Origin of the sequence: Erwinia sp. V90_4 (assembly GCF_029967685.1) — a bacterium.
Lineage (GTDB): Bacteria > Pseudomonadota > Gammaproteobacteria > Enterobacterales > Enterobacteriaceae > Erwinia > Erwinia aphidicola.
In genome coordinates this window covers 90,139-110,165 of record NZ_JASCAQ010000053.1, presented here as the reverse complement: position 1 = coordinate 110,165, position 20,027 = coordinate 90,139, and the positions used below count along the sequence as shown (strand labels likewise).

Here is a 20,027-nt window from a genome sequence, read left to right as displayed (position 1 = left end):
ACACAAATACAATAAAATACACATGCAGCGTGGCAAATTGTCGGTTAGGCTATGTCGCAGAGAGAAAGCCAGGGAGTCAAAATTATGCTGCAGGAAACACGCCACCATCGCATCCGCGCCCTGCTCAGTACGCTGGGCCAGGTGAGCACTGAACGGATCGTTAAAGAGCTGGGGATTTCTCGCGAAACCGCCCGCCGCGACATTATCGAACTGGAAGCGCAGGGGCTGGCACGCCGTGTCCACGGTGGTCTGGTGGCGCTGGATGCCACGCCGGAGCCGCCGTTGACGGTGCGCAGTTCGGTGATGGCGAAAGAGAAGCGGGCGATTGCCAACGCCGCTGCCCAACTGCTGCAGCCCGGCCAGACGGTATTTCTGGATGCCGGCAGCACCACCACGATGTTGGCGGAGGAGCTGCGCTCGATGTCGGGCCTGACGATTATCACTAACAGCCTTAATGCCGCCCTGAAGCTGTGCGCGGCGGAAGAGCATGAGGCATTGAATAATCAGGTGATCCTGCTGGGTGGCAGCATGCTGGCCGGCGCGCAGGAGACGCGGGGGGAACTGACAGTCGGCGAGATTTATCGCTACCGTGCCGATGTGGCGCTGCTCTCCCCGGTGGCGCTGGATGCGAAACAGGGGGCGAGCAGCTTCCATCCGCACGAGGCTGCCATCGCCCGCGCCATGACCCAGCAGGCCGGGCGGCTGATTCTGCTGGCCGATCGCAGCAAGCTCGGCCTCAGCAGCCGGATGAACTATGCCAGCATTGCGCAGATCGCCACGCTGGTCACCGACGGCGGCGCGGAGAGTCTCCCGGCGCTGAGCGCGCTAAAAGCCGTGCTGCCGCAGGTGATTCTGGCCTAGCTGAGGAAGTAACGGTAGGGAAAATCATCAAGCTGTAGCTCTTCGCGAGAGCCACGGAATTTAATCAGCTCCCGCGCTCTGGCCTGCTTGCGCAGGGTAAGATTGAGGCCATAAAGCTCAATGGTTTTTTCTGCCCGCTGCCGATCGAAGACGCTAATATCTGGTGCAGGATGCAGTTCTCCACTGGCGTAGTTGCAGATGAAGTAACGTGCAAACTGATAGTCTGCGTCGTCAGGTTTCAGTAACAGCTCATCATATTTTTCCTGCTTGGCACTCTGACATTTATCACAGCAGGGAAACAGATTGATCCATTGAAAAGCCTGTTGCGGATAGCGGCTTTTAGGGCGGAAATGTTCAACCGTTTCACGCGCTTCCGTGCCGAGAAAACCATCACAGAATGCACAATGATCCTGTGTCATCTCCAGTAACGCCATGCGTATATGCTGATAACAGTTTCGGGAGTACCAGCTAAAAGAGGCTGCCGGATCTGAAAAACGCGCAGTCAGATAACGATCGGTCCACTCCTGACACCCCGCAGCCAGACAGAGTGGCTGAGCGCCACGAATCAATTTGTTCATCCCTGTAAGCCCTATCCTTTAACACGACGCGCAATCTGGCGCAGTTCCATCTCAATAATTAATTCCAGCTCGTCGCTACGCTCACGAATGCTATCGGCTAGCATCATCAGGGCGCGGTCATTAGCGGGATTTTTCAGATAAGCATCACGCTGGCAATAGAAGTCATCGAGCAGTGCTTCGGTTTCCACATCAAACTGCTCGCTGACGTTGAACACCTCTTCAAGGATCAGCTGATAGCTTTTGCCCGCTGCCGAAGCAACTGGAATGATGGTTTCAGCAATTGAAGGGTCGCGTAACACTTTACGCTGCGCATCGGGCAGACGATAAACCCAGGCATCCTCGACCGATCCGACCACAAAAGGCGAGTGGGTGGAAACAAAGACCTGAGCATTCGGCAACAATTTCTGCACCGCAGGCAGGATACGGCGCTGCCATTTCGGGTGAAGATGGATATCCACTTCATCAAGGAACAGGATTATCGGCTGGGAGAAGATTTCCCGCCGTTCTGTGAATGGGATATCTTCCAGACGGAGAGCGAGGTCAGCGACCCAGGAGATAATTGACTTCAATCCTTCAGGTAACACATCAAACGTCACTGCCAGACCATCAACCTCAATGACCACATCGAGCGGGGAACGCTTAAGGTGGAAGTTGAGTTTTAACTGGCAGATTTCATAAATAAAATCGCTGATGGCCTTCAGTGCAGCATCATATTGTAATGCTTCGGTATTATCGCCATCATCTCTTGCCAGCGCGGCTTTGGTACGGTTATTGGCAATCCACTGTGCCAGCACGCCAGGCCGCACCGTGCGCTCAAAAGATAAAGCGTCTTCAAACGGCGAGTTCTTGATATTTTGAATGGCCTGAACGCTAAACACGCCCTGCGGCGAACGATTGCCGGAATAGGCAAATGCGGCAAAGGGAAAAGTTGAGCGGCTGACAGAATCGTTTTTATCAAAACCCGCGGTTCTGTGGTTGAAAAGGCTCTGAGCTTCTTTTGTTGAAATAAACTCATTTATGCCACCAAACTTTAACCCGCTAAAGGGATCTTCATCATTTTTTCTGCGGGCGTAATATCCCGCTTCATCATAAAATTTAAACGCGACAACACTGTGGCTACTGCGGAATCTTTTGCAAATCAGCGCATCATCCGGTGCCAGCTCAAATATTGCCGCCAGCGCGTATAAAATCGTACTTTTTCCGCAGCCATTTGGCCCGGTAAAAATATGGATTTCGGCCTTCTCAGCATCCTTCTGTTCGCTAATGATCGGCGGAAAATCAAAATGCGTATGCTCAAAAATACCGATGTCTTTGAGCGTTATGCTTTCGAGACGATAAGGTTGCCCCATAAGTCACATCCTCCCTGTGAAACTTGCTCAATATTACACCAGTCGCTGCGGATGGGTATACACCGTCGCCCTGCCCGGTTTGCTGAAGCCCACCAGCGTCAGATTACTGCGCTGCGCGACCTCGACCGCCAGCTGCGTAGCGGCGGAGACGGCAAACAGGATCTCGACGCCGCACATTGCTGATTTCTGCACCATCTCATAGCTGGCGCGGCTGGAGACCAGCACCGCGCCGCCGGCCGCAGCCCACTCCGCCTGACTGCGCTGCCCCAGCAGCTTATCCAGCGCCACGTGGCGGCCAACGTCTTCACATCCGGCACTCAGCTGCCCATCAGGGGTAATCCATGCTGCGGCGTGGGTGCAGCCGGTCAGCTGGCCGACCGGCTGGAACGCTTTCAGCTGGCGCAGTGCGCCGTCCAGCCGCGCCAGTTCAAAACGCTGGGTAAACGGCAGCGGCTGAATCGGTTTGCCGATCTCGCTCAGCTGCTCCACGCCACACACCCCGCAGCCGGTGCGCCCGGCCATCGCGCGGCGCTGCGCTTTCAGCGCCATAAAGCGGCGGCTGGAAAGCTCAACCTGCACCTCAATGCCGTTGCAGCCCGCGACAATATCGATGCCGTAAATATCAGCCGGGCCAGCAATTATCCCTTCCGACAAAGAGAAACCCACGGCGAAAGCTTCCAGGTCTTTTGGCGTGGCCATCATCACCACGTGCGAGATGCCGTTATACACCAGCGCCACCGGCACTTCCTCCGCCAGCCAGTCGGGCTCAGGCTGATCCAGCGCATCACGCTGCCACACCGTTACCTGACCGGCACCAATCGGCCCCGGTGATTTAATTTCATTTTTGTGCTGTTGGTCATTCACTGCGCGTTTCTCGCCCCGTTCATCCACATTTTTATTGTGGTAATATTGTCAGTCTGTGCGCTAAAAAACATCAGCGCCCATTGTGAGCTTGTTAATTCAGTGCCGTAAAGGGTTTTGCACCCGGTCAAAACAGGAATGACACTATGAATGTCAGCAGAAGACGTTTCTTCAAAATCTGTGCGGGGGGCATGGCGGGAACCACCGCGGCTGCTCTGGGCTTTATGCCCGCTACCGCACTGGCGGAAACCCGCCAGTACAAGCTGCTGCGCGCGCGCGAGACGCGCAACACCTGCACCTACTGTTCCGTCGGCTGCGGGCTGTTGATGTACAGCATGGGCGACGGCGCGAAAAACGCCAGAGAGAATATTTTCCATATCGAAGGGGATCCGGACCATCCGGTAAGCCGCGGCGCGCTCTGCCCTAAAGGCGCGGGCCTGCTCGACTTTATTCACAGCGAAAGCCGCCTGAAAAGCCCGTCGTATCGTGCCCCAGGCTCCGACACATGGCAGCCCATCAGCTGGGACGAGGCACTGACCCGTATCGCCAGACTGATGAAGGCCGACCGTGACGCCAACTTTATTGCCAAAAATAACCAGGGCGTGACGGTTAACCGCTGGCTGAGCACCGGCATGCTGTGCGCCTCGGCGGCCAGCAATGAAACCGGCTATCTCACCCAGAAAATGACCCGTTCGCTCGGCATGCTTGCCGTCGACAACCAGGCGCGCGTTTGACACGGACCTACGGTAGCAAGTCTTGCTCCAACGTTCGGTCGCGGTGCGATGACCAATCACTGGGTCGACATCCGCAATGCGAATCTGATTGTGGTTATGGGTGGCAACGCCGCTGAAGCGCATCCGGTAGGATTTCGCTGGGCGATGGAAGCCAAAATCCATAACAACGCCAAACTGATTGTCATCGATCCGCGCTTCACGCGTACCGCATCGGTGGCTGACTTCTATACGCCGATCCGCTCCGGCACCGACATTACTTTCCTGTCGGGCGTACTGCGCTATCTGCTGGAAGAAGATCGCATTCAGCACCAATATGTTTCGGCTTACACCAATGCCAGCCTGATAGTGCGTGAAGATTACCGCTTCGACGACGGCCTGTTCAGCGGCTACGATCCGCAGACGCGCAGCTATGACAAAACCAGCTGGTACTACGAGCTGGACGATCAGGGCTTCGCCAAACGCGACCCAACGCTCGCTCACCCGCGCTGCGTCTACAATCTGCTGTTAAAACACGTCAGCCGCTACACGCCGGAAGTGGTTGAAAACATCTGCGGCACGCCAAAAGGCGACTTCCTGAAAGTGTGTGAAATGCTGGCTGAAACCAGTGCGCCAAACCTCACCACCTCCTTCCTGTATGCGCTGGGCTGGACCCAGCACTCGGTGGGGGCGCAGAACATCCGCACCATGGCGATGATCCAGCTGCTGCTCGGCAATATGGGCATGGCAGGCGGCGGCATTAACGCCCTGCGCGGCCACTCAAATATTCAGGGGCTGACCGACCTTGGCCTGCTCTCTCAGAGCCTGCCGGGCTATATGATGCTGCCGTCGGAGAAACAGGCAGATCTGCAAACTTACCTTACCGCCAACACGCCAAAACCGCTGCTGCCGGAGCAGGTGAACTACTGGGGCAACTATCCGAAGTTCTTCATCAGCATGATGAAAGCATTTTACGGCGACAAAGCCCAGGCGGAAAACAGCTGGGGCTTCGACTGGCTGCCGAAGTGGGACAAAGGCTACGACGTGCTGCAGTATTTCGACATGATGCATCGCGGCGAAGTGAACGGCTATCTCTGCCAGGGCTTTAACCCGCTGGCCTCCTTCCCGAATAAGCAGAAGGTGGGCGAGTCGCTGGCGAAGCTGAAGTTCCTTGTCACTATCGACCCGCTCGATACCGAGACCGCCAACTTCTGGCAGAACCACGGCGAGTATAACGACGCCGATCCGTCGCAGATCCAGACCGAAGTGTTCCGCCTGCCTTCTACCTGCTTTGCGGAAGAGAACGGCTCGATCGTTAACTCTGCGCGCTGGCTGCAGTGGCACTGGAAGGGTGCCGATGGCCCGGGCGAAGCGCGCAACGATGGCGAAATTCTGGCCGGTATTTATCAGCGCCTGCGCCAGATGTATGCCGAAGAGGGTGGCGCGCAGCCGGAACCGGTGCTGAATATGAGCTGGAACTATCTGACGCCGGATTCACCGGCCTCGGAAGAAGTTGCCATGGAGAGCAACGGGCGCGCGCTGGCCGATCTGCTCGACGATAAGGGCACGCTGCTGGTGAAAAAAGGGCAGCAGCTCGGCAGCTTTGCCCAGCTGCGCGCCGACGGCTCAACCTCCAGCGGCTGCTGGATCTTCGCCGGTAGCTGGACCGCAGACGGTAACCAGATGGCACGGCGCGACAACAGCGATGCGCACGGCTTAGGCAATACGCCGGGCTGGAGCTGGGCCTGGCCGCTGAACCGCCGCATCCTGTATAACCGCGCCTCTGCCGACCCGATGGGCAATCCGTGGGACCCGAAACGCCAGCTTATCAAGTGGGACGGTGCGAAATGGGCCGGGGATGATATTCCTGACTACAGCACCGCGCCGCCGGGTAGCGATGTCGGGCCGTTCATCATGCAGCAGGAAGGCATGGGGCGCCTGTTCGCGCTGGATAAAATGGCCGAAGGCCCGTTCCCGGAACACTATGAGCCGTTTGAAACGCCGATTAGCACCAACCCGCTGCACCCGAAGGTGATCTCCAACCCGGCGGCACGCGTGTTCCCGGCTGACCTGAAAGCAATGGGTAACGCGGCGCAGTTCCCCTATGTCGGCACCACCTATCGCCTGACGGAGCACTTCCACTTCTGGACCAAGCACGCGCTGCTCAACGCCATTGCACAGCCGCAGCAGTTTGTCGAAATCGGCGAGCGGCTGGCGGGCCAGCTGGGCATTAAGCAGGGCGACACGGTGAAAGTCAGCTCCAGCCGTGGCTACATCAAAGCGGTGGCAGTGGTGACCAAACGCCTGCGCACGCTGGCGGTAGACGGTAAGGAGGTCGATACCATCGGCATTCCGATCCACTGGGGCTTTATGGGCGTGGCGAAGAAAGGCTTCCTCGCCAACAACCTGACGCCGTTCGTTGGCGATGCCAATACGCAAACGCCGGAGTTCAAGGCGTTCCTGGTTAACGTGGAGAAGGTGTAAACGATGGCTTATCAATCTCAGGACATCATCCGTCGCTCGGCCACTAACGCCGCGACCCCGGCTCCGCGCGCGCGCGACCACCAGCAGGAGGTGGCGAAGCTGATCGACGTCACCACCTGTATTGGCTGTAAAGCCTGCCAGGTGGCCTGCTCCGAGTGGAACGACATCCGTGATGAGGTCGGTCACAACGTCGGGGTGTACGATAACCCGGCGGATCTGACCGCCAAATCATGGACGGTGATGCGTTTTTCCGAAGTGGAAGAGCACGGCAAGCTGGAGTGGCTGATCCGCAAGGATGGCTGTATGCACTGCGCCGATCCGGGCTGCCTGAAGGCCTGCCCGTCGGAAGGGGCGATCATCCAGTACGCTAACGGTATTGTCGACTTCCAGTCCGAGCAGTGCATCGGCTGCGGTTACTGCATCGCGGGCTGCCCGTTCGACGTTCCGCGCCTGAACCCCGAAGACAATAAGGTGTACAAATGCACCCTGTGCGTCGATCGGGTAACCGTGGGTCAGGAACCTGCCTGCGTGAAAACCTGCCCAACCGGTGCCATTCACTTCGGCAGCAAAGAGGCGATGAAAGAGGTCGCCGCCGGGCGCGTCAGCGAGCTGAACAGCCGCGGTTACAGCCATGCCGGTCTGTACGATCCGCCAGGCGTGGGCGGTACGCACGTGATGTACGTGCTGCACCATGCCGACCGGCCCACGCTGTATCACGGACTGCCGGATGCACCGGCGATCAGCCCGGCAGTGACCTTCTGGAAAGGAATATGGAAACCGCTTGCCGCGATTGGCTTCGCGGCCACCTTCGCCGCGTCAGTATTTCACTATGTCGGCGTCGGTCCGAACCGGGTGGATGATGAGGATGAAAAAGAGAAGGAGGAGCGCTCATGAAGTCACGTCAACGCATTCAGCGCTACAGCGCGCCCGAGCGTATCAACCACTGGCTGGTGGCGTTCTGCTTTATTCTCGCCGCCGTCAGCGGGCTGGGTTTTTTCTTCCCCTCTTTTAACTGGCTGATGCAAATCCTCGGTACGCCGCAGCTGGCGCGCATCCTGCATCCGTTCGTTGGCGTGGTGATGTTTGCCTGCTTCCTGCTGATGTTTTTCCGCTACTGGCGCCACAACCTGATTGAGCGGGAAGACCTGATCTGGGCAAAAAATATCCATAAAATTGCGCTAAACGAGGAGGTGGGCGACACCGGGCGCTATAATTTTGGTCAGAAGTGCGTATTCTGGGCTGCAATAATCAGTTTGCTTCTGCTGCTGGCCAGCGGGATGGTGATCTGGCGGCCCTATCTCGCGGCGCTGTTTAGCATTCCGCTGATCCGCATTGCGCTGCTGGTGCATTCGGTCTCTGCGGTGGTGCTGATCGTGGTGATTATGGTGCATATCTACGCTGCCCTGTGGGTCAAAGGCACCATCACCGCGATGGTGGAGGGCTGGGTCACGCCCGCCTGGGCTAAAAAGCATCACCCGCGCTGGTATCGTAACCTGCGCCAGCAGCAGGCCAGTTCAAAACAACAGGAAAAAGGTCCCTGATGACAATTCGCATTATCCCCCAGGACCAGTTGGAGAAGAGCGACCCGATAACGGCAGCGACCATCCCGCCGTTACTTTTCCCCCGACTGAAGCAGTTATACAGCCGTCGTGCTGCCCGTTTGCGGCAGCTGGCGGAGAAAAACCCGCTGGGTGATTATTTGCGCTTTGCCGCGGTGATTGCCACCGCTCAGGAGATCGTGCTGTACGACCATCCGCTGGAGAGGGATCTGCGCACGCGTCTGGAAGAGAGCGCCCGCCTCGGCAAGCCGCCGCTGGATATCAGCACGCTGCCGCGCGATCCCCACTGGCAGCGCCTGCTGCACTCGCTGATCGCCGAGCTTAAGCCGGAGATGAGCGGTCAGGCACTGTCGGTGCTGGAGAATCTGGAAAAGGCTTCATCCAGTGAGCTTGAAGCGATGGCCAGCGCGCTGTTTGCCAACGATTTTGCCCAGGTAAGCAGCGACAAGTCGCCGTTTATCTGGGCGGCCCTGTCGGTCTACTGGGCGCAGATGGCGGCGCTGATCCCCGGCAAGGCGCGCGCCGAAGCGGGCGAGCAGCGCCAGTTCTGCCCGGTGTGTGCCAGCGTACCGGTCGCCAGCGTGGTTCATATGGGCAGCGGTAAAAGCGGCCTGCGCTATCTGCACTGCAACCTGTGTGAAAGCGAGTGGTACGTGGTGCGTGCCAAATGCAGCAACTGCGAACAGACGGGGGACCTGCACTACTGGTCGCTCGACAGCGAAGTGGCCGCGATTAAAGCGGAGAGCTGCGGCGACTGCGGAACCTACATGAAGATGCTGTATCAGGAAAAAGACCCGGCGGTGGAGCCGGTGGCCGATGACCTGGCTTCGCTTATCCTCGACGCGCGTATGGAGCAAGAGGGCTTTGCCCGCAGCAGTCTGAATCCATTTTTATTTCCCGGGGAGTAGCCATGAAGCTGATCGGCAATTACACCAGCCCGTTTGTGCGTAAAATTTCGGTGATGCTGCTGGAGAAAGGCATCACCTTCGAATTTATTAACGAGTCGCCGTGGCACGACAGCAGCCGCGTCAAAGACTACACGCCGCTGGGTAAAGTCCCGGCGCTGATCGTCGATGAGCATGAAACCTGGTACAACTCGTCGATTATTGCTGCCTTTCTGGAACTTCAGCATCAGGCGCCCGCTTTTCTGCCGGTCGACCCGCGCGACCAGCTCGAAGTGCGCCTGCTGGAAACGCTGGCTGATGGCATCTGCGATGCCGGCCTGCTGATCGTGCGCGAGCTGCAAAAAGATCCGGCGCAGCAGTCGGAAAGCGAAATGCTGCGCCAGCGCGATAAGATCCGCCGCGGGCTGGACGCGCTGGAAGCCGCCGCCGCAGAGGGTAAGTGGCTGAACGGCCCGGACATCACGCTGGCCGATATCGCGACCGCCTGTACGCTCGGCTACCTCAACTTTCGCCGCGTGGCGCCAGACTGGTGCGTCAACCGCCCGCAGCTGGTGAAGCTGGCCGAAACGCTGTTCAAACGCGACAGCTTTGCCCGCACGGAGCCGCCAGCAAACTAGCCGATGAAAACATTGTTCAGTCAACTTCCCGCCATCGACAGCCTGTTACGCCAGCCGGCGTTTCAGGCACTCAGTGACAGATGGGGTCACCGTCAGCTGGTCGATCTGCTGCGCCAGCTGCAACAGCAGGCCCGCGATGCGATCCAGCAACATCAACACTTGCCCGCCTGGTGCAGCGACTGGGCGCAGCATGCCGCACGGCAGCTGCAGCAGACGCACGCCAGCGGCCTGCAGCCGGTGTTGAATCTTAGCGGCACTCTCCTGCATACCAACCTCGGGCGTGCCCAGCTGGCAGAAGCGGCAGTGAGTGCCGTCTGCCGGGCGATGCGCTCCCCGGTCACGCTGGAGTACGCGCTGGATGAAGCGCAGCGCGGCCATCGCGATCGGGCAGTAGCCGACCTGCTGTGCCGCCTGACCGGGGCGGAAGACGCCTGCATTGTGAATAACAATGCGGCAGCGGTACTGCTGATGCTGGCCGCGCTGGCCGCCGACAAAGAGGTGGTGGTATCGCGCGGTGAGCTGGTGGAGATTGGCGGATCGTTTCGCATTCCCGATGTGATGACTCAGGCAGGCTGCACGCTGCATGAAGTCGGCACCACCAACCGCACCCATCTGAAAGACTACCGCCAGGCCGTCAGCGCAGAGAGCGCCCTGCTGATGAAGGTGCACACCAGCAACTATCAGGTGCAGGGGTTCACCAAAGCGGTCAGCGAAGCCGAACTGGTGCAGCTGGGCAATGAGCTGGGCCTGCCGGTCATCAGCGATCTCGGCAGCGGCTCGCTGATCGACCTCGACGCCTATGGACTGCCGCCCGAGCCGATGCCTCAGCAGCTGATTGCCGCGGGCGTCAGCCTGGTGAGCTTCTCCGGTGACAAGCTGCTGGGCGGCCCGCAGGCCGGAATTATCGTCGGGAAAAAAGCGCTGATTGCACGCCTGCAGCAGCACCCGCTGAAGCGCGCTTTACGCGTTGATAAAATGACCCTGGCAGCGCTGGAAGCCACGCTGCAGCTCTATCTGCATCCCGAAATGCTGACGCGCGAGCTACCGACGCTGCGGCTGCTGACGCGCACGGCGCAGGAGATTGCCGCCCAGGCCGCACGCCTGCTGCCCGCCGTGACCCGCGCGCTCGGGGCACATTTTGTCGTGGCGGCCGAGCCGTGCCATTCGCAGCCTGGCAGCGGTTCACTGCCGGTGGAGCGCCTGCCGAGCAGCGCGCTGACGCTGACCCCGCGCGATGGCAGCGGTAGCACCCTGCTGGCGCTGGCGGCGCGCTTACGTGCGGGCGAGGTGCCGCTTATTGGGCGGATTTATCAGGGGCGCCTGTGGTTTGACCTGCGCGCGTTGGAAGATGAGGCACTGTTTATCAGGATGGTATCCGCATGATTATTGCCACCGCTGGCCACGTCGATCACGGCAAAACGTCGCTGTTACAGGCGATCACCGGCATCAACGCTGACCGCCTGCCGGAAGAGAAAGTGCGCGGCATGACGATCGACCTCGGCTACGCCTACTGGCCGCAGCCCGACGGGCAGGTTATCGGCTTTATTGACGTACCGGGCCATGAAAAATTCCTCGCCAATATGCTGAGCGGCATTGGCGGTATCGATCGCGCCCTGCTGGTGGTCGCCGCCGACGATGGCGTGATGCCGCAAACCCGCGAGCATCTGGCTATTTTACAGCTCAGCGGTCAGCCTGCGCTGACCGTCGCCATCACCAAGTGTGACAGCGTTGATGATGCCCGGCGCGCCGGGGTGGAGCAGCAGATCCGCCAGCTGACGCAGGAGCTTGGCTGGCAGCAGATCGCGCTGTTCAGCACCAGCATTCACAGCCAGGCTGGGATAAGCGAACTTAGCGACCATCTGCGCCAGCTGCCGGCACGCACGCTGGAAACAGGCCGCCGCTTCCGCCTCGCCATCGACCGGGTTTTCAACGTCAAAGGCGCGGGCGTGGTGGTGACCGGCACCGCCCTCGGCGGCAGCGTCAGCGTCGGTGACGCGCTGTGGCTAAGCGGGATGAACAAAGCGGTGCGGGTGCGTGGGCTGCACGCTCAGAACCAGCCAACCGAGCGGGCGCAGGCGGGCCAGCGCATTGCGCTCAATCTCAGCGGCGGCGTTGAAAAAGAGCGCGTCACCCGCGGCGACTGGCTGCTGAGCGACGCGCCCGCTCAGCCGTGCGATCGGCTACTGGTCGCCCTGACGCTGCATCATGCTCTGCGTCAGGGACAGCCGCTGCACCTGCATCACGCTGCCAGCCACATCACCGGCCGCATCTCGCTGCTGCAGGATAACCTCGCCGAGCTGCTGCTCGACACGCCGCTGTGGCTGACCGACAACGACCGGCTGATCCTGCGCGATATCAGCGCCCGCGAAACCCTTGGGGCAGCAAGAGTGCTGCTGCTGACGCCGCCAAAACGCGGTAAACGACAGCCGGCGTTTATCCGCTGGCTAAAACAGCTGGAAAACGCCGACAGCGCGGTGGAAAAAGTCACCCTGCTGCTGGAGCAGCGCCCGCGCACGGCGGAAGAGCTTGAATGGCTGCTGCAGCTCTCCCCCGGCGCCCTCTCTGAGGTGCTGACTGCTGTGGCGCCTGACATTGCCGGGGACTATCTGCTGCCGCAAAAAGATGCGCGCCAATGGCAGACCGAGCTGCTGGTCGCGCTGGAAAACTACCATAACGAGCACGACGACCGCCCCGGTATCGGCCGCGACCGCCTGCGGCGCATTGCGCTACCCAACCTGCCGGAATCGCTGGTGCTGGCGCTTATTGCTACGCTGCTGGATAAGCAGGCGCTGCGCAACAATCATGGCTGGCTGCACCTGCCTGATTTTGAGATAGGTTTTGATGACCGGGAGGACGCGCTCTGGCAGCAGGTGCGGCCACTGTTTGGCGACCAGGCCTGGTGGGTGCGCGACCTTGCGGCCCAGGCTGGCTGTGAGGAAGCGCCAATGCGCCAGCTGCTGCGCAAGGCCGCACAGGGCGGGGAGATCGTCGCCATTGTTAAAGACCGCTACTTCGCCCAGCCGCAGATTGTGCGCTTTGCCGATATCATCCGCGAACGTGCGGCATCCGCTCTGAGCACCAGCGCCGCCGACTTCCGCGACAGGCTCGGCGTGGGGCGTAAGCTGGCAGTGCAGATACTGGAGTTTTTTGACCGCTGCGGTTTTACCCGGCGCAAAGGCAACGAACACCTGTTGCGCGACGGCCAGATGTTTCGCTAGTATGCTGGTTATATAAACAGTAAAAGGGATGAGGGTTATGCAACGCTGTGGCTGGGTATCTGAGGATCCGTTATACATCGCCTATCACGACAGTGAATGGGGCGTGCCGCTGACGCAAACCCGGGAGCTGTTCGAGATGATCTGTCTAGAGGGCCAGGTCGCCGGGCTGTCGTGGTTTACCGTCCTGAAAAAACGCGAAAACTATCGCCGCCTGTTTCACCATTTTGACGTTGAGCGCGTGGCGCAGATGGATGAGGACGATATTGAACGGCTGATGCAGGAGAGCGGCATTATCCGCCATCGCGGTAAAATCAACGCAATTATCGCTAACGCCCGCGCCGTACTGGCGATGGAAGCCAACGGCGAGCCGTTTAATACGTTTATCTGGAACTTCGTCGAACATCAGCCGCAAATAACGCGTTTCAGTGACTACCGCAGTGCCCCCACCACCAGCCCGACCTCAGATGCCATGTCAAAAGCGCTAAAAAAACGCGGCTTTAAATTCGTTGGTACGACCACCTGTTACTCATTTATGCAGGCCTGTGGGCTGATTAATGAACATATGACCGACTGTTTCTGCCACCCTGACCACAAAAAGTCGCCTTGCGTTACAAATTGAGAATAAGCCTACGTATTTCCCTCACATTTCAGCGGCATAATCGCCCTGTTTAGTTATTCATTTCAGGCAAGATTTTGTCTGACCGCTGCAATGAGAGGGAACCCCCATGAATAAGAAAAGTGTAGTCACTATCGCCCTGGTGCTGAGCGGCACTCTTGCCCTGGCCGGCTGTACCACCAATCCTTACACTGGCGAGCGCGAAGCGGGTAAATCCGGTATCGGTGCAGGCCTTGGTGCGGCTCTGGGTGCCGGTGTTGGCATGATCTCCTCTTCGAAGAAAGATCGCGGTAAGGGCGCGCTGATTGGCGCGGCAGCCGGTGCGGCGCTGGGTGGTGGAGCCGGTTACTACATGGACGTGCAGGAAGCCAAACTGCGCGACAAGATGAAGGGCACGGGGGTCAGCGTGACGCGCAACGGTGACAATATCGTGCTGAACATGCCGAATAACGTTACCTTTGACTCCAGCAGCAGCACGCTGAAACCGGCCGGGGCCAATACCCTGAGCGGCGTGGCGATGGTGCTGAAAGAGTATCCAAAAACGGCGGTTAATGTGATCGGTTATACCGACAGCAGCGGCAGCCGCCAGCTGAACATGACCCTGTCTCAGCAGCGCGCCGACGGCGTGGGCAGCGCCCTGATCACCCAGGGCGTCGCCGCTAACCGCGTGCGCACCAGCGGAATGGGGCCGGACAACCCGATTGCCTCAAACAGCAGCGCAGAAGGGAAAGCGCAAAACCGCCGCGTTGAGATCACCCTCAGCCCGCTGCAGTAATCTTCCTGGCCCCGCCTTACTCTGGCGGGGCGTTCAAGTCTCACCCGCAATTATTACGCCGTGCGATAGTGAGCTACAGCAAATTGTGCTACCCTGCGCAAAAATTGATCACACCTGCAAACATGTCCCTGAAAGCGATCGCTCACGCGCTGGGCCTCTCCGTCACCACCGTCAGCCGTGCCCTCAACGGCTATGACGACGTCGCGGAAGAGACCCGGCTGCGCATTCAACAGGAAGCCAGACGGCGCGGATATCGCCCCAATGCCGTCGCGCGGCGCCTGAAAACCGGGCGCAGCAACGCGGTCGGTTTGCTGTTTCCCGTCGCTCCGCTGCCGTTTAACGATGCCAGCTTTGTCGAGATGATGGGGGCGATAGCCCAGTCGCTGGCCCGCGCCGATATCGACCTGTTAATCATCGCCGATGATACCCATGACGACCATCGCGGCATGCAGCGTATGCTGCGCACGCACTGCGTTGACGCCCTGATTGTCGCGCACACCACCCGCCATGACAGCCGTCTGGTGAAGCTACAGCAGCTGCACTTTCCCTTTCTTGCGCTCGGCCGCAGCCAGCTCGACACCCCCTATGCCTGGTTCGATTTTGATAATTACGCCGGCCCGCAGCTGGCCGTGGCGCACTATGCCGCGCAGGGGCTGCAGCGGCTTGCATGGCTCGGCAGCCACCACGATCAAACCTTCGTCAGCCAGCGCCGCCAGGGGTTTCTCGACGCGCTGGAGCAGCACGGGCTGGCGCGCGATAGCTGCTGGCAGGCCGAGCCTAACCGCCGTGAAGGCTATCGCCTGACGCAAACGCTGCTGGCACAGTCAGAGCCGCCGCAGGCGATCGTCGCCGACTGTAATATGCTGGGCGACGGCGCGGCGATTGCACTGCGTGAAGCCGGGCGGCTGAGCGGCCCGCAGCGCATTGAGCTGATGGTGTATGACGGGCTGCCCGGCGATTCGGTGATTGCCGAACCGGTTACCAGCATTGCGCAGGCTACACGCCTCGACGTCGGTCAGCAGGTGGCGGAAATGGTGCTGCGGCTGATGCAGGGCGAAGAGGTGGCAACGCTTCAGGTGCTGTGGCAGCCCGAACTGAAATTGCCCTGATGCTGGCGTAACGCGGCAGGTGTGATAGTCTCGCGCAATATTCACCGCCAGGGACCATCATGAACCGTAAGGCCGCCAAAGCCACCATCAGCGATGTCGCCAAAGCCGCGAACGTCGGCAAAACCAGCGTTTCCCGCTATCTCAACGGCGAGCTAAACGCGCTGTCCGCCGAGCTGAAAACCCGTATCGAAACGGCCATCGCCGAGCTTAACTATCGCCCCAGCCAGATGGCACGCGGCCTGAAGCGCGGGCGCACGCGGCTGATTGGCCTGATCATTGCGGATATCACCAACCCCTACTCGGTTAACGTGCTGAGCGGCATCGAAGCCGCCTGCCGCGCGCACGGCTTTACCCTGCTGATGTGTAATACCAACAACGAAGTGGACCTGGAGCAGCACTACCTCAACCTGCTGAGCAGCTATCAGGTAGAGGGGGTGGTGGTGAACGCCGTCGGCATGCGCGAAGAGGCGCTCAATCAGCTGCAGCAGTCGCTGCTGCCCATGGTACTGATTGACCGTAAAATCCCCGATTTCGACTGCGATGTGATCGGGCTGGATAACCCGGCGGCGGCACTTCAGGCCACCGACCACTTGCTGATGCAGGGCTATCGCGCCCTGCTGTTTATCAGCGAACCGCTTGGGCTGGTGAATACCCGCCTCGAGCGCGTGCATGCATTCCATCAGCGCATGGCGCAGCAGCCGGAGCGGGTCGCTGAACATGCCGAGGTGCCGCTTGGCGACGGTGAAAAGCTGGAACAGGTGCTGAGCGACTTTTACCAGCGCCATCAGCACGCCCCGTGCGCAGTGATGGTGGTCAATGGCGCACTGACGCTGCAGGTAGCCCGCGCCCTGCGCCGGCTCAATCTCAACTGGGGTCAGCAGCTTGGCCTGTTGGGCTTTGACGAACTGGAGTGGGCAGAGCTGGCCGGCGTCGGCATCACTACCCTCAAGCAGCCCACCTGGCAAATGGGCTACGCCGCGCTGGAGCAGGTGCTGAAACGCATTGAGGGCGATGAAACACCGATGCACGAGCAGGTATTTAGCGGTGAACTGATTGTGCGCGGGTCGACGCAGAAGCTGGCCGTTTCAGGATAAACAGCGTTACAGGCTTGCCTGTTCCCTACAGCGGGAACAGGATTTTTTGTTCATTGCTTGCCCCTCCCGCCACCTGCCATTTTTAAGAGCTTTCCCCGCCAGAAATTGTTCACATCGTGAGCGCGATCATAAATTCCACTTCTGCCGCTATCTTTTGGAACCGGTTCCAACTAACGTTTTTTTATCAAGTCGGGCGCAAAGGTCCGCAGTAATGCCGGAGGAAAGATGAAAAGAGAAGTGATTGTGGTGACCGCCGCCTACGGCCGAGAGAAAATAGACGAGCTGGGCGGGCAGCAGGCGCTGCTGCCGATTATTGCCGCCGCCGGGGCCGATGGTGTGGAGATCCGCCGCGAGCTGTTCAGCGCGCAGCAGCTGTCAGCGCTGCCTGAGCTAGCCGAGGCGATCGCGGCCAGCCGCCTGATGGCGATCTACTCGGTGCCGGAAGCGCTGTTTATGGCGGACGGTGCGCTTAACCCCAACCTCGATGGTCATTTCAACGAGGCGGAACAGCTTAACGCGCAGCTACTCAAATATTCTCTGGGCCACTATCAGACCGGCTTTGACTGCAGCGTCCTGCGCGGCAAGCTGGCCGGGAAAAAGGTCCATCTGGTGGTGGAGAACGACCAAACCGCCTGCGGTAAACTGCGCGCGCTGGACCCATTCTTTCACGCCTGCGGCGAGAGCCGCACCTGCAACGGCATGACTTTCGATATGGGCAACTGGCTGTGGGTTGGCGACCAGCCGCTGCAGGCAGCCGAACGCCTGAGCCGCTATGTCAGCTATATCCACGTTAAGGCCGCCGTGCCCGACGGAGGCAGCTGGCGCGCGGTGGCGCTGGATGATGCCGATAATCTGTGGCGCGAGACGCTGGCTCTTTTACCTGCCGACGTGCCGCGGGCCATTGAGTTTCCGCTGGAAGGGGCCGACCTGGTGGCCGTTACCCGCCACTATGTTGACCTGCTGCGCGAGGAGTAAATGATGACCGCTCAAACCCACCCCACGCTGGATGCCGTGACCATCGGTGAGGCCATGGCGATGTTTGTCGCCAGCGAATGCGGCGATCTGGCAGGCGTGACGCAGTTCAGCAAACGCATTGCCGGCGCCGAACTTAACGTGGCGATTGGCCTGGCGCGCCTCGGTCTGAACGTAGGCTGGGTCAGCCGCATTGGTGACGACTCGTTTGGCCGCTTCACCTGTCAGCAGCTCGATCTGGAGGGCGTCGACCGCCGTCAGGTCACCTGCGACCCGCGTTATCCGACCGGTTTCCAGATGAAATCCCGCGTGGACGATGGCTCCGATCCGCTGGTTGAATACTTTCGTAAAGGCTCGGCGGCCAGCCATCTCTCGCCCGCCGATTTTGATCGCGACTACTTTGCCAGCGCACGCCATCTGCATCTGAGCGGCGTGGCGGCGGCCATTTCCGACAGCTCGCTGGCGCTGTCACAGCATGCGGCACGCGAAATGAAGGCGCTGGGTAAAACCATCTCCTTCGACCCGAACCTGCGCCCGGTGCTGTGGCCGAGCGAAGCCGAGATGATTAAGCAGCTGAACGGGCTGGCGCAGTACGCCGACTGGGTACTGCCCGGTATTAAAGAGGGACAGATCCTGACCGGCTATCAGCAGCCGGAAGCCATTGCCGATTTCTATCTGGCAATGGGCGTGCAGGCGGTGGTGATCAAAACCGGCAGCGATGGCGCCTGGTATAAAACGGCAGCAGGTGAAAAGGGCCAGATTGCGGCGGTGCTGACGGATAACGTGGTGGATACCGTCGGCGCTGGCGACGGTTTTGCCGTCGGAGTGATCAGCGCCCTGCTGGAAGGAAAATCGTTACCCGCCGCGATCCTGCGCGGTAATAAAATCGGTTCTCTGGCAATCCAGGTATCGGGCGACAGCGAAGGGTTACCCACGCGCGCCACGCTGGGTGATTTCTAGCTGTTGCCACTGACCGAAACATAACAAAACCGCATCGCCCTACAACAGAATGCGGACACCGAGGACAGAACTATGAGCAATCAGACAATCGCGCCAAAACGCTGGTGGTACATCATGCCCATCGTGTTTATCACCTACAGCCTGGCGTATCTGGACCGTGCAAACTTCAGTTTTGCTTCCGCAGCGGGGATCAACGAAGACCTCGGCATCACCAAGGGGGTATCATCCCTGCTGGGTGCGCTGTTCTTCCTCGGCTACTTCTTCTTCCAGATCCCCGGCGCCATCTATGCCGAGCGGCGCAGCGTGAAAAAGCTGGTGTTCTGGTGCCTGATCCTGTGGGGCATCTGCGCCACGCTGACCGGGCTGGTGAGCAATATCCCGATGCTGGCGGCGATCCGCTTTACGCTGGGTGTGGTAGAGGCGGCGGTGATGCCGGCGATGCTGATTTACATCAGTAACTGGTTTACCAAATCCGAACGCTCGCGCGCCAATACCTTCCTGATCCTCGGTAATCCGGTCACCGTACTGTGGATGTCGGTGGTCTCCGGCTATCTGATCGACGCCTTTGGCTGGCGTGAAATGTTTATTATTGAAGGCTTCCCGGCGGTGATCTGGGCTGTCGCCTGGTGGTTCCTGGTGCAGGATAAACCCGCGCAGGCCAAATGGCTGAGCGACGCGGAGAAAGCCGCGCTCCAGGCGCAGCTGCAGAAAGAGCAGGAGAACCTGAAGGCGGTACGCAACTATGCTGAAGCCTTTAAGTCGCGCAACGTTATTCTCCTCTGCGCGCAGTACTTTACCTGGAGCATCGGCGTTTACGGCTTCGTGCTGTGGCTGCCATCCATTCTGCGTAACGGCACCGGCATGGGCATGGTCGAAGCGGGCTGGCTGTCGGCGGTTCCCTATCTGGCCGCAACCATTGCGATGATCGTCGTCTCCTGGGCCTCCGATAAGTTACAAAACCGCAAACTGTTTGTCTGGCCGTTGCTGCTGATTGGTGCGCTGGCGTTTTTAGGTTCATATTTGGTGGGGCCTGGCAACTTCTGGCTCTCTTATGCCCTGCTGGTGATCGCCGGGGCGGCGATGTATGCGCCTTATGGCCCGTTCTTTGCCATTATCCCGGAAATGCTGCCGCGTAATGTCGCCGGCGGCGCGATGGCCCTGATCAATGCGATGGGCGCTCTGGGCTCGTTCCTCGGCTCGTGGGTGGTCGGTTACCTGAACGGTGCCACCGGCAGCCCGTCCGCTTCCTATATCTTTATGGGCGCGGCATTACTGATTTCCGTCTGGCTGACGCTGGCCGTAAAACCGGCGCGCAACAAGCAACAGCCGCTGCCCGACGGCGCTAAACACGCTTAATGC

Annotated in this window: 18 protein-coding genes; 15 read left to right on the top strand and 3 right to left on the bottom strand. The window is 59.7% G+C overall.

The window, feature by feature from the left end:
* The first annotated feature begins 84 nt into the window (after positions 1 to 84).
* Positions 85 to 861, top strand: coding sequence for a DeoR/GlpR family DNA-binding transcription regulator (locus QLG07_RS14690; protein WP_282469515.1), 777 nt, complete (start codon positions 85 to 87; stop codon positions 859 to 861).
* On the opposite strand, the gene QLG07_RS14685 is transcribed toward QLG07_RS14690, so the two are convergent.
* From QLG07_RS14685 to fdhD, 3 genes are read right to left on the bottom strand one after another with little or no spacing between them, the layout of a single operon-like run.
* Complete coding sequence (locus QLG07_RS14685; protein WP_282469514.1) at positions 858 to 1,439, bottom strand: retron system putative HNH endonuclease; 582 nt, start codon at positions 1,437 to 1,439, stop codon at positions 858 to 860. The genes QLG07_RS14690 and QLG07_RS14685 overlap by 4 nt on opposite strands.
* A gap of 11 nt (positions 1,440 to 1,450) precedes the next feature.
* Positions 1,451 to 2,788 carry an AAA family ATPase gene (locus QLG07_RS14680; protein ID WP_282469513.1) on the bottom strand — a complete coding sequence of 446 codons (1,338 nt, stop codon included), beginning with the start codon at positions 2,786 to 2,788 and terminating at the stop codon, positions 1,451 to 1,453.
* A 33-nt stretch (positions 2,789 to 2,821) separates the two neighbouring features.
* Positions 2,822 to 3,607 carry a formate dehydrogenase accessory sulfurtransferase FdhD gene (fdhD, locus tag QLG07_RS14675; protein ID WP_048917915.1) on the bottom strand — a complete coding sequence of 262 codons (786 nt, stop codon included), beginning with the start codon at positions 3,605 to 3,607 and terminating at the stop codon, positions 2,822 to 2,824.
* Between the two features lie 188 nt (positions 3,608 to 3,795).
* Here fdhD and fdnG point away from each other — a divergent pair, with 188 nt between their 5' ends.
* The 14 genes from fdnG (at position 3,796) to QLG07_RS14605 (ending at position 20,024) form a co-directional block, all read left to right on the top strand.
* A complete protein-coding gene (gene fdnG / locus QLG07_RS14670; protein ID WP_282469512.1) occupies positions 3,796 to 6,843 on the top strand; it encodes a formate dehydrogenase-N subunit alpha in 3,048 nt (1,015 codons plus the stop codon).
* Positions 6,844 to 6,846: 3 nt separating this feature from the next.
* Positions 6,847 to 7,737: a formate dehydrogenase subunit beta gene (gene fdxH / locus QLG07_RS14665; protein WP_282469511.1), complete on the top strand. Its 891-nt coding sequence runs from the start codon at positions 6,847 to 6,849 to the stop codon at positions 7,735 to 7,737.
* Positions 7,734 to 8,384: a formate dehydrogenase cytochrome b556 subunit gene (fdoI, locus tag QLG07_RS14660; protein ID WP_187497437.1), complete on the top strand. Its 651-nt coding sequence runs from the start codon at positions 7,734 to 7,736 to the stop codon at positions 8,382 to 8,384. The genes fdxH and fdoI overlap by 4 nt, the downstream gene beginning before the upstream one ends.
* The gene (gene fdhE / locus QLG07_RS14655) at positions 8,384 to 9,310 is read left to right on the top strand and encodes a formate dehydrogenase accessory protein FdhE (protein WP_048917889.1); all 927 of its coding nucleotides are present in this window, start codon (positions 8,384 to 8,386) and stop codon (positions 9,308 to 9,310) included. The genes fdoI and fdhE overlap by 1 nt, the downstream gene beginning before the upstream one ends.
* 2 nt (positions 9,311 to 9,312) lie before the next feature.
* The gene (locus QLG07_RS14650; RefSeq protein WP_048917890.1) at positions 9,313 to 9,924 is read left to right on the top strand and encodes a glutathione S-transferase; all 612 of its coding nucleotides are present in this window, start codon (positions 9,313 to 9,315) and stop codon (positions 9,922 to 9,924) included.
* Positions 9,925 to 9,927: 3 nt separating this feature from the next.
* Positions 9,928 to 11,307 (top strand): L-seryl-tRNA(Sec) selenium transferase, encoded by a 1,380-nt coding sequence (gene selA / locus QLG07_RS14645; RefSeq protein ID WP_282469510.1) that lies wholly within the window; start codon positions 9,928 to 9,930, stop codon positions 11,305 to 11,307.
* The gene (gene selB / locus QLG07_RS14640) at positions 11,304 to 13,142 is read left to right on the top strand and encodes a selenocysteine-specific translation elongation factor (RefSeq protein ID WP_282469509.1); all 1,839 of its coding nucleotides are present in this window, start codon (positions 11,304 to 11,306) and stop codon (positions 13,140 to 13,142) included. The genes selA and selB overlap by 4 nt, the downstream gene beginning before the upstream one ends.
* 37 nt (positions 13,143 to 13,179) lie before the next feature.
* On the top strand, positions 13,180 to 13,761 hold the full coding sequence (gene tag, locus QLG07_RS14635) for a DNA-3-methyladenine glycosylase I (RefSeq protein ID WP_048917893.1): 582 nt from the start codon (positions 13,180 to 13,182) through the stop codon (positions 13,759 to 13,761).
* Positions 13,762 to 13,867: 106 nt separating this feature from the next.
* A complete protein-coding gene (locus tag QLG07_RS14630) occupies positions 13,868 to 14,533 on the top strand; it encodes an OmpA family lipoprotein (protein ID WP_099754746.1) in 666 nt (221 codons plus the stop codon).
* Between the two features lie 122 nt (positions 14,534 to 14,655).
* A complete protein-coding gene (locus QLG07_RS14625; protein ID WP_282469508.1) occupies positions 14,656 to 15,642 on the top strand; it encodes a LacI family DNA-binding transcriptional regulator in 987 nt (328 codons plus the stop codon).
* Between the two features lie 59 nt (positions 15,643 to 15,701).
* A complete protein-coding gene (locus tag QLG07_RS14620) occupies positions 15,702 to 16,736 on the top strand; it encodes a LacI family DNA-binding transcriptional regulator (protein WP_282469507.1) in 1,035 nt (344 codons plus the stop codon).
* 225 nt (positions 16,737 to 16,961) lie between these two features.
* Positions 16,962 to 17,711, top strand: coding sequence for a sugar phosphate isomerase/epimerase (locus QLG07_RS14615; protein ID WP_282469506.1), 750 nt, complete (start codon positions 16,962 to 16,964; stop codon positions 17,709 to 17,711).
* Positions 17,712 to 17,714: 3 nt separating this feature from the next.
* The gene (locus tag QLG07_RS14610; RefSeq protein WP_282469505.1) at positions 17,715 to 18,668 is read left to right on the top strand and encodes a sugar kinase; all 954 of its coding nucleotides are present in this window, start codon (positions 17,715 to 17,717) and stop codon (positions 18,666 to 18,668) included.
* Positions 18,669 to 18,740: 72 nt separating this feature from the next.
* Entirely contained in the window at positions 18,741 to 20,024 is a 1,284-nt protein-coding gene (locus QLG07_RS14605; protein WP_048917897.1) for an MFS transporter, read from the top strand.
* Positions 20,025 to 20,027 lie beyond the last annotated feature (3 nt).